Origin of the sequence: Marinilabilia rubra (genome assembly GCF_003121985.1) — a bacterium.
GTDB lineage: Bacteria > Bacteroidota > Bacteroidia > Bacteroidales > Marinilabiliaceae > Marinilabilia > Marinilabilia rubra.
This window is the reverse complement of the sequence record NZ_QEWP01000003.1, coordinates 392171-405782: the sequence shown is the minus strand read 5'-3', so window position 1 is coordinate 405782 and position 13612 is coordinate 392171. Positions and strand designations below refer to the sequence as shown.

Genomic DNA, 13612 nt, shown 5'->3' with positions numbered 1-13612 from the left:
AAGAATGTTTTTAGGCTGAACGGCTTTTACTATTTGTAAGGCGCGGTGGCCTGTTCGTTTTCCGGGCCGGCGGACAGCGGGAAGCCAAAATGGGCGACTTTCAAGGCCTTGCGCTATGGCCGGAAATTTTGACTTTCGCGGGCGGATAGGTTTAAACGGACTAGTCCCGATATAGGTTTTGTAAAGTTTTTGTGAAAAAACTCACAAAAACCATAATCGGGATTTCGTTCTTTTTGGGGCAATGCCAAAAAGGACAATAAAAAATAAAATTAAAATAGGGCTGCTGACTTTTTCAGCAGACCCTAAAGGTAATATGATTAAAGCCTTCATGCAAGGCAATTTAAAATTGATGGTTGCATAAGGGCATTTGATGTTTCACATCCCTGTGAATGCTGGTTCTCATCTGCCCCTCGATTGTAACGAAGGGCCTTCTATCTCTCGTCTATGACGAGAAATATTAATATTCCATAGGTATGGTCGTCACAGACAACAGGAGATAAGCCTCTCGTTGTAAGCGAGTGGGAGGGCGGTTAATCCACCCGTTGAAAAAAGGGGAAGGTGGGGAGGAGTCATTTCAAGGTTTATGGCCTTATGACAACACTTTCTTATCTTTGAATAAACAACTAATAACACCATGAAAAATTCACACACAATTAAAACCGGAGTCATTCTTTTGTCTGGCTCGTTATTCATGAGCTTTATGACCAAAGCACAAACACCGGATACCGGCATCTTTACTGAGCACAATGATATTGGAGCTGTAGGAATTTCCGGGGAAGCAGATTACAGTTCAGACAATCAAACTTATGTTTTAACCGGAAGTGGTGAGAATATATGGTTCGATGAAGATGCTTTTCAGTTTGCCTGGCGCGAAGCTTCAGGCGATTTTATCCTCAGAGCCCGTATGAAGTTTAAAGGAGAGGGGCAACATTCGCATCGCAAGATGGGCTGGATGCTCAGAACCAATAAAACTCCCGGCTCACCACATTACAGTGCCGTCGTTCATGGGGATGGACTCACTGCCCTTCAATACCGTGCTGAGCAGGATGGAGAAACTCTGGAGATGCGATCGGAGGTTCAATCTCCCGATATTGTGCAGCTGGAACGCCGCGGTGATACGTTACTGATGTCGGTAGCCAAATATGGCGAAGTTTTTAACACTATTTCAATGCCTGTTGAGGATTTGCAGGATGAGGTATTGGCAGGTCTTTTTGTTTGTTCGCACGATAGTACCACTACCGAAAAGGCTGTTTTTAGTAATGTGAGATTGGTGAAGCCTGCACCTGATGATCTGGTGCCTTATCAGGATTTTCTGGGCAGTCACCTCGAGGTAATGAATATGGAAACCGGACATCGGGAAATTATTTTTACCTCACCAATTTCTATTCAGGCACCCAACTGGACTCCCGACAATCAAAGTTTGATCTATAACAGCGAAGGACTTCTTTTCAAAATTTCGGCTGATGGAGGCATTCCCAGTCAGATGAATACAGGATTTGCCACCAATAACAACAACGATCACGTGCTGACTTTCGACGGAAAAACAATGGGCATTAGTCACCATGCTGATGAAGATGACGGACAATCGGTGGTTTATAGTTTATCGATAGAAGGAGGTACCCCAAAACGAATTACCGCCAAAAGTCCTTCGTATCTGCATGGATGGTCGCCCGATAATCGGTATGTGATATATACGGCAGAACGCAACGGGCAGTACGATATTTACCGGATTCCTGCCGAAGGCGGAGAAGAGGTGCAACTAACCAATCAAAAAGCCCTGGACGATGGATCGGAGTATTCGCCTGATGGTGAGTATATTTATTTCAACTCAGCCCGCACCGGTACCATGCAGATTTGGAGAATGAAACCCGACGGCTCGGAACAGGAACAGCTGACTTTTGATGAATACAACGACTGGTTCCCACACATCTCACCCGATGGAAAACAGATTGTGTTTATATCATACATGCCTGAAGTAGATGCAGGGGATCATCCGTTTTACAAGCATGTTTACCTGCGGCAGATTCCCATAGATGGGGGCGATCCCAAAGTGGTGGCCTACCTTTACGGAGGACAGGGTACAATGAATGTGCCCAGCTGGTCCCCTTGCGGAAAATATATATCATTTGTTAGCAACAGTGGGGTTTGGTGGTAGGGGGTGCCCCCAACCCTCCCCCCAAGTGCCTCTTAAATCCCCCAAAGGGTGAGTAAGGCAGCATTCGAGATTCCTTAGCCTCCCCCTTTGGGGGAGGTTGGTGGGGGCACTCCCTTCTCCTTCCAATACGCATACCCTATCAACACGCTCACAATTACCACTGCATAATAAACTGCAGTAGGAATTGGCACCGGATCACCTCCTGCATAGGAGTGCATTCCTGCCAGGTAGTAATTGACACCCAGGTAAGTCATGATAACCGATGCAAAGGCCAGCAGTGACGCTGTGTTGAAAGCCAGTTTTCCGCGTAAGCCTGGGATCAAACGCATATGTACCACGAAGGCATAAATCAATATTGTAATGAGTGACCAGGTCTCTTTGGGATCCCAACCCCAGTACCGACCCCATGATTCGTTGGCCCAAACACCTCCCAGAAAGGAGCCGATGGTCATTAAATAGAGGCCAACAATCAGAGCCATTTCGTTGATGGCAGTTAATTCTTCGATGGTCAGTCCCAGTCGCAATTTGTTTTCCTTGGTTTTTAAGCCGGTGAGAAGCAGGTTCAGGAACCCTAATATGGCACCCAGGGCCATAAAGCCGTATCCGCCAATGATCACTGCCACGTGCAGGGTTAGCCAGTAAGATTTCAGAACCGGTACCAAATTGGTGATTTCAGGGTTCATCCAGCTTAGGTGCGATACCATTAGTACAATACCGGCGAAAAGGGCTGTAACGGACAATACCAGGGGTGACCTGCGACTAAAGACAAGGCCCGCCAGCAACAGCGCCCATCCGATAAAAATCATTGACTCGTAACCATTGCTCCAGGGGGCATGTCCCGAAACATACCACCTTAGTGCCAGACCAAATGTGTGGTAAAGAAAGCCACCCACAATCAGACCGGTGGAAAGTTTCAGTATCCATTTTTTTAGAACGGGGGGATAAACCAATCCAAGAATGTTGTAGATGACCAGGATGATACCAAAAGCAAAGAAGAACGTGGCCAGCCACATAAAGATGTTGAGCCGGTTGTACAATATCTCAGCCTTAAGTTTCGACTCAGAAGGTAATAATTTTCCACCATGAGCTTCCTGATACCCTGCTATGTCGTCCAGTATTTTGAGGGCTTTCCCCTGGTTGCCGTTTCTTACAGCCACAATAAATGAGGGCATCGCAGAGGTAACAAACAGACTGTCTTTGCCTGACAGACCCTTGGGTGGTTTGGAAGGCACCTGCCAGGGCATCTCGCGGTTGTTGTTGACCGGGAAAATGCGATGCCAGTCACCCGACTGAGCCATATAAAAGACGTTTACCTGCTCATCAACTTTGATAAGTTCCTGCTCCAGCTTGTTGCGGTTAGCAGGATTTTTCCGGTAAGCCGCATCCACCATTTTCTTGATTTTGTAGACCCTGCCCTGATCGAAGAAATCGGCAAAAGCAGCCTTTCGGCCACTGACACTCAACAGTCGTTTGAGTTCAGGATGTTTTACCGTTATGAGCGGCAACCTTTGCCAGTCTGCCGGCTGGAGAAGCATTCCCAAAAGCATCTGGTCGGGGTTGAATCCGTTGAAGTTGTTGTGCTTAACCAGTTTAACCATGATCTCCTGGTGCAGGCTGTTCAGGGGTTTTATGCGTCCCCCTTTGTCCTGCACCCATATTTTGCCCAATTGGCTGGCGACTTCTTTATCCGGCTTTGGCGGCATGTCTTTTCCCACTACCGAGACCGAAATAAGGATCAAAAAGACGGTTGCCAGCCCCTTGCGTTTTAGGTATATTTTGTTGGTTTTTTGCAATAGCTTGCGAAACCGGGTGTCTTTGGCAAACAGCGACCAGAGCATGCTTACGCTGAGCAGGAAATAACCGATGTAGGTAATCAGGGTTCCCCAGAGATCGTGATTGACAGAGAGGATGGTGCCTTTTTCATCGCGGTCGTACGATGATTGATAGAAGCGATATCCTCCGTAATTGAGGATGTTGTTCATGAAAATGCGATAATCCATCTTTTTGTTTTGGTCAGGATCGATCAGCGTTACTTCACTGGCATACGATGAAGGGCTTTCAGATCCCGGATAGCGTTCCAGTTGAAAATCGTTCAGCCTTATGGAAAAGGGCAGTTCCAGTGGAAGTGAGCCGTAACGAATCCTCATCATGCCTCCGTTGACAGCAACACTTTCAGGTTGACCAACATCTCCTTTTTTACCTTCTACAAAAACATCCCTGCCTTGGCTATTTCCTGAAATGCGGAAAGTAACCATATCCCGGCCGGGGCCTCCTCCTTGGCCCCCCATTGCTGCCGGTTTCAATTCGGCTTCCGGCCAAAAACGGCTCATGGCCAGTTTAATGCCTTGTACAGAATAAATGGTTCCGGGCTTTAAAGAAACAGGCGTGCCTCCGGGAATTGGAGCAGATTGCTGCGTCCCCATAGCCGATTGTTTCATCGGGTGTATCGACTGAATGATCAGCTGATTTGCCTCATTCATTGTGATGGCAACATCTACTGGTTGATCGGAATCAGGTGCAAAGGCCACGTTAAGGCCACCGGCATTGATTTGCTGTCCCGGCTTCAGAAACTCCTCCTGTCGCCCCGATGAAGACGAAGCCAGGATGCCCAACAGAGGGTCTCCGCCGCCCTTTTCAATCGGCCTCATCATGGCATTATAAGTATATCGGGTGCTTTTAACTGAAAAATCCTCACCATTGATAGTAACCTCTTTAGAAAACTCATGAGGTGTTTTACCTGATAAGAAAACCTTTTCATGAAAAATCCGGGACCCGGACTGATCGCTTACCTCCAGGGTGACATACCCATCAGTGGTATAAATGGTATTGGCCGTTTGTCCTTCCCGGATGGGCATGTTGCCCTCGTAGCCGATGTAACGGGTAATGGCGGCTCCCAAAATAATTACAAAAAATGCAAGGTGAAATAACAGAACCGGTGCTTTTCCCCAACGCCAGAGGTTGAATGCAAACAGGTTTCCAAACATGTTAATGCCCAGTAAAACGAAGATTAATTCGAACCACCAGGTATTGTAAACCATAGCACGGGATGCATTGAAACCAAAATCATTTTCCAGAAAAGTGGCCACTGCAAGTACAGCCGCTAGTAAAATAAAAAGAGCACCCATCAATTGACGGGAAGTGAGGAACTTCACGAAACGATCCATAAATTTATTTTTAAAGCTATTCTTAAAGTCAATACTCCGTTAAACTTTTATAAGGCACTTGTAGTCAGTTATTTATATTTAAACGACTGTTTGTACTAAGGTCCAGATTTTCAATATCATACGATTCATCTTATATCTAAAAATCTAACGATCTATTGTAAAGTTTTATATCAGGTTGATCTACTTTTTGATTTTCGAAGGGGGTGCAAGGCTCTGTTAATAGCTGATTCTTATCTTGAATCTATTAATCTCAAGATCTAACGATCTACATAAGTTGATTTGCTAAAATAAACACTTTAATGAACAATCCCCACACATCTCAGAATTTATTCCAACTTGCAGGGTTTGGGAACTTTTTGTTTTTTCGCACTTCTTTTTGAAACATGATCGTCTGTTTTTGAGTAAGATCAAAAATTAAAAAATAAATAATATCACAAAATGAAGAAGTTTTTACTGTTTTTTGTTGCAGGTCTAACCGTGGGGGCATCTGTGTCAGCCCAGGATTTTAAGGTTGATTTTCATGGTTATGTGGGCGTAGATGCTGCTGTGAATACCCGTGGTAGTGTAGAGGCAAGAAACCGGCATATCTATTTATATCCCAAAAATGAAGAACCAGGAGATGCAGGAGAGGATTTAAACGATTATCGCCAGTTTGATGTGGACGCCAGTCACAGCCGCTTTGGACTTCATGTGAGCGGACCCGAACTGAAAGGTTTTCAAACATCAGCTCTGATTGAAGGTGACTTTTTGGGGAAAGGCAATGGCGATAACAACTTCAGACTGCGTCATGCTTTTGTGAAATTTGCTAAAGAAACCTGGTCGCTTACAATAGGACAGACCTGGCATCCCTTGTTTTTGACTGAGAATTTTCCTCATACGGTCAACACCAATGCAGGAGCCCCTTTTCACCCACTGAACCGCACGCCTCAGATACGGTTGACATTCAATGCTTCTGAAAGCACTCAGTTGCTCTTCTTCCTTCTTGAGCAAAACAATTTCCGTACTTCCGGATTTGGATCTGATGGTACCGAAAGAGCCCTTTTGCCCGAGATGGATGCCCAGCTTAAGTGGAAAAGCGGAGGAGCCTGGGCAGCAATGACAGCAGGTTTTAAAACCCTGGCAGTGCCCAATACCGGAACATCTCCCGAGAAAGTTTCCTCATATCACATGAATGCTTCCTTCAAGTATAAATTCCCCAAATTTACCTTTAAAATGGAAGGCGTTTACGGGAGCAATATGTCGGAGCTGGTAATGCTTGGTGGTGTTGGTCAGTCGGTGGCTGATGATGATTACGTTGCGCTTGAAACAGGATCTGTCTGGACGGACATACACTCCAATAAAAGTGACGGACTGCAACCCGGACTTTTTGCCGGATACACTGCCAATATGGGAGCACCGGAAGAAGTTGTGGTAAATTCTGATCTTTCACTTAGCGAAGGAAAAGTCGCTTCTGTTTTGGCTATTGCCCCCCGTCTGAAATACATTATGGGCAAAGCATGGATTGGTGCTGAATGGATGATGACCCGGGCCGAATGGGGAAGCGACTTTGACAACTACGGCGTCCCTGCAGATACGGAAAACTTCGTTAACCACCGGCTTTTGCTATCTTTGCGTTACAATTTTTAGAAATAGTTGTTAAAAACGCAAAGTCGCCATGCCGCAAAGAGGTTAAATGGAGTAGAACAAATTGAAGATTGTTCGTGTTTGGGAGAATGGTGTTGAATTATTTAAACGCTACTAATCACTGGTGGCTATAACTAATGACTATTTTAAGCCTATGAAGACTAAGTTGGCGATTGTAGCCGTGTTTTTTATAATAGCCGGTTTCGGCATGATTCACGGAGGTTCCCAAGCCATGGAGCGGGTAGCCATCGGACTGATGGGAAGCGGCATCGTTTACCTGCTCTATTTGCTGCTTACATCCGGGAAAAAGAAGGAAGAATAAAAACCAAATACCACAATGTTTTCAAAAGAAGAAGCCAAAGAACTACGTCTCGAATTCTGGCAAAAACTGAGTAATAAGACGCGGCGATTGCCTGGTCAAAAAGGGCGCAAGCGTACATGGATCTTCGATAATACAGGTATTAAAGGCCTCGACCTGCGCTTTGATGTCAGCCGTGAGAAAATAATTGTGGCTTTGGAGATCAATATCAAAAAGGAAGAAGACCGGCTGGGGCTTTACGAGAAACTGGAAGCTGCCAAAGGGTTGTTTGAAGGGCAGTTTGGCGAACCTCTCATCTGGGATTTTGCCTATACTAAGCCCAATGGACGGGAAGTTTGCCGTGTGTATGTTGAACAGCCCGGAGATATGTATGTGCGTGAGAGCTGGACAGAAATATTTACCTTTATGATTGACAAGATGATTAGGATGGAACGAGCTTTCCTGGAGGTTAAGGATTATCTGAAATATATGTAACAGTCATGAATAACTCCGTGCCGGGAGATATTTCAGTTATTTCTTTGTAATGCTAAATGTTGTTCTTCTAAGGCATTCAAGGCCGTTTTTCTAATCTTCAGGCTTATCACTATCCACTATAACTAAAAACTAATTCCTATGCTGAAACCCGACGAGCGACAACATCTTAAATCTACCATAGAGCGGAAAATCACCAAAGCAAAACGTGAAATCGAGGAGCTTGAAGAGCTGACTAAGCCTATTGCCCCGGAGAACTCTATTGGAAGGGTTTCAAGGATGGATGCCATCAACAACAAAAGTGTCAATGAAGCTGCTTTGGGACAAACCCGCCAGAAATTGAAAAAATTGGAACGTGCACTCGAAAATGTTGACAAAGATGATTTTGGGACATGCTATAAATGTGGTCAGCCCATCCCCATGGGGCGGTTGGTTCTGGTTCCCGAAAGTACCCTCTGTATGCGATGTGCCTCGAGATAATCCTGATCTATGAATCAAAAATGTCCTCTTTGTCACAGCAACCCGGAGCATCACCACCCTGTTAAAGGGCCTCTTGAAAGACGATACCTTCACTGTCCTGTTTGCGATCTGGTATTTGTTGCTTGTCACAATCTTCTGCCTGTAAATGCTGAAAAGGAGCGTTACGAGCAACATGAAAACGATGTTGACGATCCGGGGTATCTTAAATTTTTAAACCAGGCAGTTGAACCAACCCTCCCTTTTCTAAGCACTGAAATGACCGGGCTGGATTACGGCTGCGGACCAGGTCCTGCCATATGCCAAATTTTGGCCAAACAGAGGATCGAGTGTCAAAATTACGATCCCATATTTGGACCGGCACTTCCTCAAGGCCCGTTCGATTTCATTTTCTCCACCGAAGTTTTTGAGCATTTTCATGATCCTGAAAAAGAATTGCGACAATTGGACGCATTGCTAAAACCCGGAGGAATTCTAACGGTAATGACCATGTTCCGACCTGCTCCCGGGGACTTTGAAAACTGGTTTTATGCTCGTGACGATACGCATGTTCTTTTTTATACAATGAAAACTTTTGAGTTTATTGCCAGCCGGTTTCGTTACGATATGATGTGGAATGACGAAACGCGGGTTGTGATACTGAAGAAAAGGAATGAAAATAAATTCTGAATCAATCATTTGCCGAGAGGTTTAAGTGCATGTTCTAATTGACCCATTCACAGTGCGTTGTGGTTTTTCAAAAAACAGAATGGGAAGTCGGTTTTTTAATCCCCGGGCATGTTCTTAAATCTAATCTCTAAAAATCTGACTATCTATAGTATGATGGGAAGTGATAAATCATTATTTTTGAGTTAAACAAAAATCGAATCGTTTGAAAGAAGGTGTTGTTATAAAATCTACAGGGAGTTGGTACAATGTAAAAACCGACGATGAGCCATCCGTGTCTTGTAAGATAAAAGGCCGGTTCCGGCTCGATGAGTTGAAGAGCACCAATCCCGTTGCTGTGGGTGACCGCGTGGCTTATTCTGTCGATGCGGCTACTGGAACAGGGGTTATTGAAGAAATTAAAGAGCGTCAGAATTTTATTGTCCGTCGTGCCTCCAATCTTTCAAAGCAAACTCAGATTTTGGCTGCCAATATTGATCAGGCCATTATTGTTGCTACCATCAATTATCCGGTTACAACACCGGTTTTTATCGATCGTTTTCTGGCAACTGCCGAAGCATACGATATTCCCACTACCATTATATTTAATAAAGTAGACCGTTACGATCATTTTCACAAAGACCAGTTGCATGAAATTGTGGAGATGTATGAAATGATCGGCTATAATGTGCTGACAACCTCCGCAAAGCATGATGACGATGAAAGTCTTGAGAAAGTGAAATCACTTCTTAACGACAAAGTGTCATTAGTGGCCGGTCATTCAGGTGTGGGTAAGAGTACACTTATTAACAGGGTGGAGCCTTCACTTAATTTGAAAACCGGACGTATTTCCGATCGGCATCATACCGGTCGTCACACCACTACCTTTGCTGAAATGCATCCACTCAGCTTTGGCGGATACATTATTGACACCCCCGGTATTCGCGGGTTCGGACTCTTTAATATTGAGAAAGAAGAATTGGCGCATTACTTCCGCGAAATCTTCAAAGCGGCTTCCAATTGTCGTTATTACAATTGTACTCACCTGCATGAGCCGGGTTGCGCAGTTAAGGAAGCTTTAGAAAGAGGCGAAATTGCCTCCTCACGCTACAACAGCTATGTGAGCATTTTTCTTAACCGGGATGAGAAGTACAGGTAGATACAATTATCAGTAATCAGTAATCAGTGGTCAGTAGTCGGTGGTCAGTTGTCAGTGATCAGTTGTCAGTGTTCAATGGGCGGTGGAGGGTAATCGGTGGTTGGTGAACAAAAAGCTTAAAGGAGATTGCAATAGATGGCGGTCTCCTTCGTTTTTTTAGAGAAACCCTGAACCCAAAGTCCGGAACTGAGAACACGTTATACCATTTCAAAATGGAACTATACAAAAGAAAACGTTGGTGGAAATTTTTCCTGATGATCGGCGCCCTGCTAATTGGTGCCGCATCTCTTTATTATACCAATCAGCTTACTTCGCAACTGCGACAGGAAGAGACCAGAAAAATGGAGCTATGGGCAAAGGCCAACCGGCAATTTGCCCGGCCCGATATTGATGATCAATCCCTCGAACTGGTTTTTGAAATTATTCAGAACAATACGACTGTACCACTAATCATTGCCGACGCCAATGATACCATTTATTTTCACCGTAATCTGGATTTGCCGTCAAAGGGAGAGAATGTCTTTTTGCAGCAAAAACTAAAAGAAATGAAGAGCGGACGGGAGCCCATTGTCATAGACCTGGGCGATAATCAACGTCAGTTCTTGTATTACTCCGATTCCACGATTCTCCAGAAACTAAGATGGTTTCCGGTTGTTCAACTGGTGGTTGTAGTGTTGTTTGTGTTGCTGGCCTACTGGGCTTTCAGCTCTGCCCGACGATGGGAACAAGACCAGGTTTGGGTAGGTATGGCCAAAGAAACAGCCCACCAGTTAGGTACGCCAACGTCTTCTCTGCTCGGATGGGTGGAAGTACTATCCATGAAAAATGTGGAAGCTTCTTTGGTTGAAGAGATGAAGCATGACATCCAAAGGCTTCAGATTATTACAGCCAGGTTTTCCAAGATAGGGTCACGCCCCGAGTTGAATAAGGTGGAAATTTTTGAAATGCTCCACGATGTGATCGGTTATCTTGAACGACGCATTTCCTCCGGGGTAAATATCCGGATGCAAGTTCCTGAATCGACCGGGGCATCTGAGATTTTTGTTAACCGGCCACTTTTTGAATGGGTGATTGAGAACATCTGTAAAAATGCGGCGGATGCTATGGAAGGAGAAGGTTCCATTATATTCTCCTGGGGAAAGCAGAAAAACCAAACCTTTATTGATATTACAGATACGGGGAAAGGCATTGCCAGAAACAAACAAAAAACCATTTTTAAACCGGGCTATACTACCAAAAAACGTGGATGGGGTCTTGGGCTTACGCTTGTTCGGCGCATCGTGGAGGATTATCACCACGGAAAAATATTTGTCAGGGAATCGGCTCCGGATAAAGGGACGACTTTCCGGATTCTGATTGGATAGTAGAGACGCACGATCGTGCGTCTTTACTATCTGTGTTAATAAGGGGTTTTTTCTGATGATTTCGTCACAAAAAACTTTTTCTGAAATTATTTTTTCCACACAATGAATATTTTATACCTTTGCGAAGTTTTTACGTATGGCAGCAGAGAAGAAAAGAAAAGACTACGACATTGCCTTTAAGGGACTTAAGGACGGCGAACACCTCTTTGAGTTCAAGTTAGGAAACACCTTTTTTGAGCTGTTTGAGCAGCCACAGGTAGAGACAGGTGACCTTTTGGCCACCGTAAAGCTCATTAAAAGTTCCCGAATGATGGAATTTCAGTTCCAAATTGAGGGAGAGGTTGGAACCACTTGCGACCGCTGTTTAAGTAATGTGGATGTTCCTATAGATTATGAAGGAACCATCTATGTGAATTTTGGCGACGAATACGACGAACCAACTGAGGAAATCGTGGTTTTACCCCACGAAGCACACACTTTTAATGTAGCCGAGTTTATGTACGAATTCATTGTTGTGAGTGTGCCCATCAGACATGTTCACCCCGACAATGAAGACGGTACACCGGGCTGTGATCCGGAAATGTTGGAAAAACTGAACGAGTATATGGTTGACGAAGACAGTTTTCCGGACAGCGAAGAAGAGACTGAAGACGAACCGATAGATCCCAGATGGGATGAGTTAAAGAAATTAATAAATAAAAACAACAAGTAAAAAGAGGTTATAAGATGGCACATCCAAAACGAAAAACATCGAAGACTAGAAGAGACAAGAGAAGAACTCACTACAAAGCCACCATGCCTGCTTTGGGTGTTTGCTCTAACTGTGGCGCTACAATCAAAATGCATACTGTATGCAACGAGTGTGGTCATTACAGAGGCAAACTGGCTGTTGAGAAGGAAGTTACAGCTTAGGTTGAGTTCGCTGAAATGCTCGTTTTCGGTGTAAACTCTATCCGTCAGTGGCGCGTTTTGTTTGCACGAAACGGTATCTGTAAGATAGTGGAAGAGCTGGTTAAACGAATTTCAGTGCAAATCGCAGGATTTGTAAAAGCTTGTGTATCTTATTAGTTTAAAAAATATGCCCCTGAGTGACTTGCTTTAGGGGCAATTTTATTTATCGGGCAATTCGTAAGTTTTGTCCGGCTTGTTTTTTACAAGGCCAGAACATGTCTCGCCACTAACTGTGACGCACCAAATTACTTCCGGCCATTAAATCGTTTCTGTTACGATGGAAAAAGTAAATGCAGTTATCACCGCAATCGGAGGATATGTTCCCGATTATGTCCTCACAAATGAGGAACTCAGTAAAATGGTCGATACCTCCGATGAATGGATCACGACCCGCGTAGGCATAAAAGAAAGAAGAATTCTGAAAGGTGAAGGAAAAGGCACCTCGGATATGGCCAAAGAGGCCGTTAACCAGGTGCTTGAAAAATCAGGAACCTCGCCTGATGAAGTGGATATGCTTATCTGTGCCACTGTTACCCCCGATCATATATTTCCGGCGACTGCCAATATTGTTTCTGATAAATGTGACATTCGCAATGCGCACAGCTTCGATATCAATGCCGGATGTTCAGGTTTCCTGTATGCACTGGATACAGCTGCACAGTTTATAAAAACAGGCAGCAAAAAGAAAGTCGTTGTGGTGGGTGCCGACAAAATGTCGTCAATAACCGACTATACAGATCGTACTACTTGCGTTCTTTTTGGTGATGGTGCCGGAGCGGTATTACTTGAACCAACCACCGAAGAAGAGGGGGTTGTGGACAGTAAGCTGCAAAGTGATGGTTTTGGTCGTGTATATCTTCACCAGAAGGCCGGTGGATCAGTTAAGCCCCCATCTCACGAAACCATCGATAACCGCGAACATTATATCTTCCAGGATGGCCGTCATGTATTCAAACATGCAGTTTCTAAAATGGCTGACGTGGCCGTGGAAGTTATGGAACGTAACAACATCACTTCTGATAATCTTAACTGGCTGGTGCCCCACCAGGCCAACATGCGTATCATTGAAGGTACTGCCAATCGCATGGGCATTGATAAAAGCCAGGTGATGATCAATATTCAGCGCTATGGAAACACCACTGCCGCTACTTTACCTCTTTGTCTGTGGGAGTGGGAAGAGCAGCTGAAAAAAGGTGACAATATCATTCTCGCCGCATTTGGTGCAGGATTTACCTGGGGAGCCCTCTACCTGAAATGGGGGTACAACGGCGACCAAAAATAATC

Annotated in this window: 12 protein-coding genes; 11 read left to right on the top strand and 1 reads right to left on the bottom strand. The window is 44.7% G+C overall.

Annotated features, from left to right (window positions below):
* The first annotated feature begins 634 nt into the window (after positions 1 to 634).
* Positions 635 to 2155 carry a TolB family protein gene (locus DDZ16_RS06150; RefSeq protein WP_109263549.1) on the top strand — a complete coding sequence of 507 codons (1521 nt, stop codon included), beginning with the start codon at positions 635 to 637 and terminating at the stop codon, positions 2153 to 2155.
* Positions 2156 to 2229: 74 nt separating this feature from the next.
* Here the strand turns inward: DDZ16_RS06150 and ccsA are convergent, their stop codons facing one another.
* Positions 2230 to 5319 carry a cytochrome c biogenesis protein CcsA gene (gene ccsA / locus DDZ16_RS06145; RefSeq protein ID WP_109263548.1) on the bottom strand — a complete coding sequence of 1030 codons (3090 nt, stop codon included), beginning with the start codon at positions 5317 to 5319 and terminating at the stop codon, positions 2230 to 2232.
* Between the two features lie 438 nt (positions 5320 to 5757).
* Between ccsA and DDZ16_RS06140 the strand changes: the two genes are divergently transcribed.
* The 10 genes from DDZ16_RS06140 (at position 5758) to DDZ16_RS06095 (ending at position 13610) form a co-directional block, all read left to right on the top strand.
* Positions 5758 to 6945, top strand: a complete 1188-nt coding sequence (locus tag DDZ16_RS06140) for a DcaP family trimeric outer membrane transporter (protein WP_109263547.1) — start codon at positions 5758 to 5760, stop codon at positions 6943 to 6945.
* A gap of 151 nt (positions 6946 to 7096) precedes the next feature.
* Complete coding sequence (locus DDZ16_RS20715) at positions 7097 to 7264, top strand: hypothetical protein (protein ID WP_158275618.1); 168 nt, start codon at positions 7097 to 7099, stop codon at positions 7262 to 7264.
* Between the two features lie 15 nt (positions 7265 to 7279).
* On the top strand, positions 7280 to 7735 hold the full coding sequence (locus tag DDZ16_RS06130) for a DUF4268 domain-containing protein (RefSeq protein ID WP_109263545.1): 456 nt from the start codon (positions 7280 to 7282) through the stop codon (positions 7733 to 7735).
* A 138-nt stretch (positions 7736 to 7873) separates the two neighbouring features.
* Positions 7874 to 8212: a TraR/DksA family transcriptional regulator gene (locus DDZ16_RS06125; protein ID WP_198416680.1), complete on the top strand. Its 339-nt coding sequence runs from the start codon at positions 7874 to 7876 to the stop codon at positions 8210 to 8212.
* Between the two features lie 9 nt (positions 8213 to 8221).
* Positions 8222 to 8878, top strand: coding sequence for a class I SAM-dependent methyltransferase (locus DDZ16_RS06120; protein ID WP_109263544.1), 657 nt, complete (start codon positions 8222 to 8224; stop codon positions 8876 to 8878).
* A 202-nt stretch (positions 8879 to 9080) separates the two neighbouring features.
* Positions 9081 to 10013, top strand: a complete 933-nt coding sequence (gene rsgA, locus DDZ16_RS06115; protein ID WP_109263543.1) for a ribosome small subunit-dependent GTPase A — start codon at positions 9081 to 9083, stop codon at positions 10011 to 10013.
* A 212-nt stretch (positions 10014 to 10225) separates the two neighbouring features.
* Positions 10226 to 11377: a sensor histidine kinase gene (locus DDZ16_RS06110; protein WP_109263542.1), complete on the top strand. Its 1152-nt coding sequence runs from the start codon at positions 10226 to 10228 to the stop codon at positions 11375 to 11377.
* Between the two features lie 136 nt (positions 11378 to 11513).
* A complete protein-coding gene (locus tag DDZ16_RS06105) occupies positions 11514 to 12089 on the top strand; it encodes a YceD family protein (RefSeq protein ID WP_109263541.1) in 576 nt (191 codons plus the stop codon).
* A gap of 14 nt (positions 12090 to 12103) precedes the next feature.
* Positions 12104 to 12289: a 50S ribosomal protein L32 gene (rpmF, locus tag DDZ16_RS06100; protein WP_109263540.1), complete on the top strand. Its 186-nt coding sequence runs from the start codon at positions 12104 to 12106 to the stop codon at positions 12287 to 12289.
* 316 nt (positions 12290 to 12605) lie between these two features.
* Positions 12606 to 13610 carry a beta-ketoacyl-ACP synthase III gene (locus tag DDZ16_RS06095; RefSeq protein WP_109263539.1) on the top strand — a complete coding sequence of 335 codons (1005 nt, stop codon included), beginning with the start codon at positions 12606 to 12608 and terminating at the stop codon, positions 13608 to 13610.
* Positions 13611 to 13612 lie beyond the last annotated feature (2 nt).

What these genes read in the sequence shown, in the direction of transcription:
- DDZ16_RS06105 (WP_109263541.1), top strand. Translation starts at nt 11,514, where the DNA reads ATGGCAGCAGAGAAGAAAAGAAAAGACTACGACATTGCCTTTAAGGGA.
- DDZ16_RS06095 (WP_109263539.1), top strand. Translation starts at nt 12,606, where the DNA reads ATGGAAAAAGTAAATGCAGTTATCACCGCAATCGGAGGATATGTTCCC.
- ccsA (WP_109263548.1), bottom strand. Translation starts at nt 5,319, where the DNA reads ATGGATCGTTTCGTGAAGTTCCTCACTTCCCGTCAATTGATGGGTGCT.
- rpmF (WP_109263540.1), top strand. Translation starts at nt 12,104, where the DNA reads ATGGCACATCCAAAACGAAAAACATCGAAGACTAGAAGAGACAAGAGA.
- DDZ16_RS06140 (WP_109263547.1), top strand. Translation starts at nt 5,758, where the DNA reads ATGAAGAAGTTTTTACTGTTTTTTGTTGCAGGTCTAACCGTGGGGGCA.
- DDZ16_RS06120 (WP_109263544.1), top strand. Translation starts at nt 8,222, where the DNA reads ATGAATCAAAAATGTCCTCTTTGTCACAGCAACCCGGAGCATCACCAC.
- DDZ16_RS06130 (WP_109263545.1), top strand. Translation starts at nt 7,280, where the DNA reads ATGTTTTCAAAAGAAGAAGCCAAAGAACTACGTCTCGAATTCTGGCAA.
- DDZ16_RS06110 (WP_109263542.1), top strand. Translation starts at nt 10,226, where the DNA reads ATGGAACTATACAAAAGAAAACGTTGGTGGAAATTTTTCCTGATGATC.
- DDZ16_RS20715 (WP_158275618.1), top strand. Translation starts at nt 7,097, where the DNA reads ATGAAGACTAAGTTGGCGATTGTAGCCGTGTTTTTTATAATAGCCGGT.
- DDZ16_RS06125 (WP_198416680.1), top strand. Translation starts at nt 7,874, where the DNA reads ATGCTGAAACCCGACGAGCGACAACATCTTAAATCTACCATAGAGCGG.
- DDZ16_RS06150 (WP_109263549.1), top strand. Translation starts at nt 635, where the DNA reads ATGAAAAATTCACACACAATTAAAACCGGAGTCATTCTTTTGTCTGGC.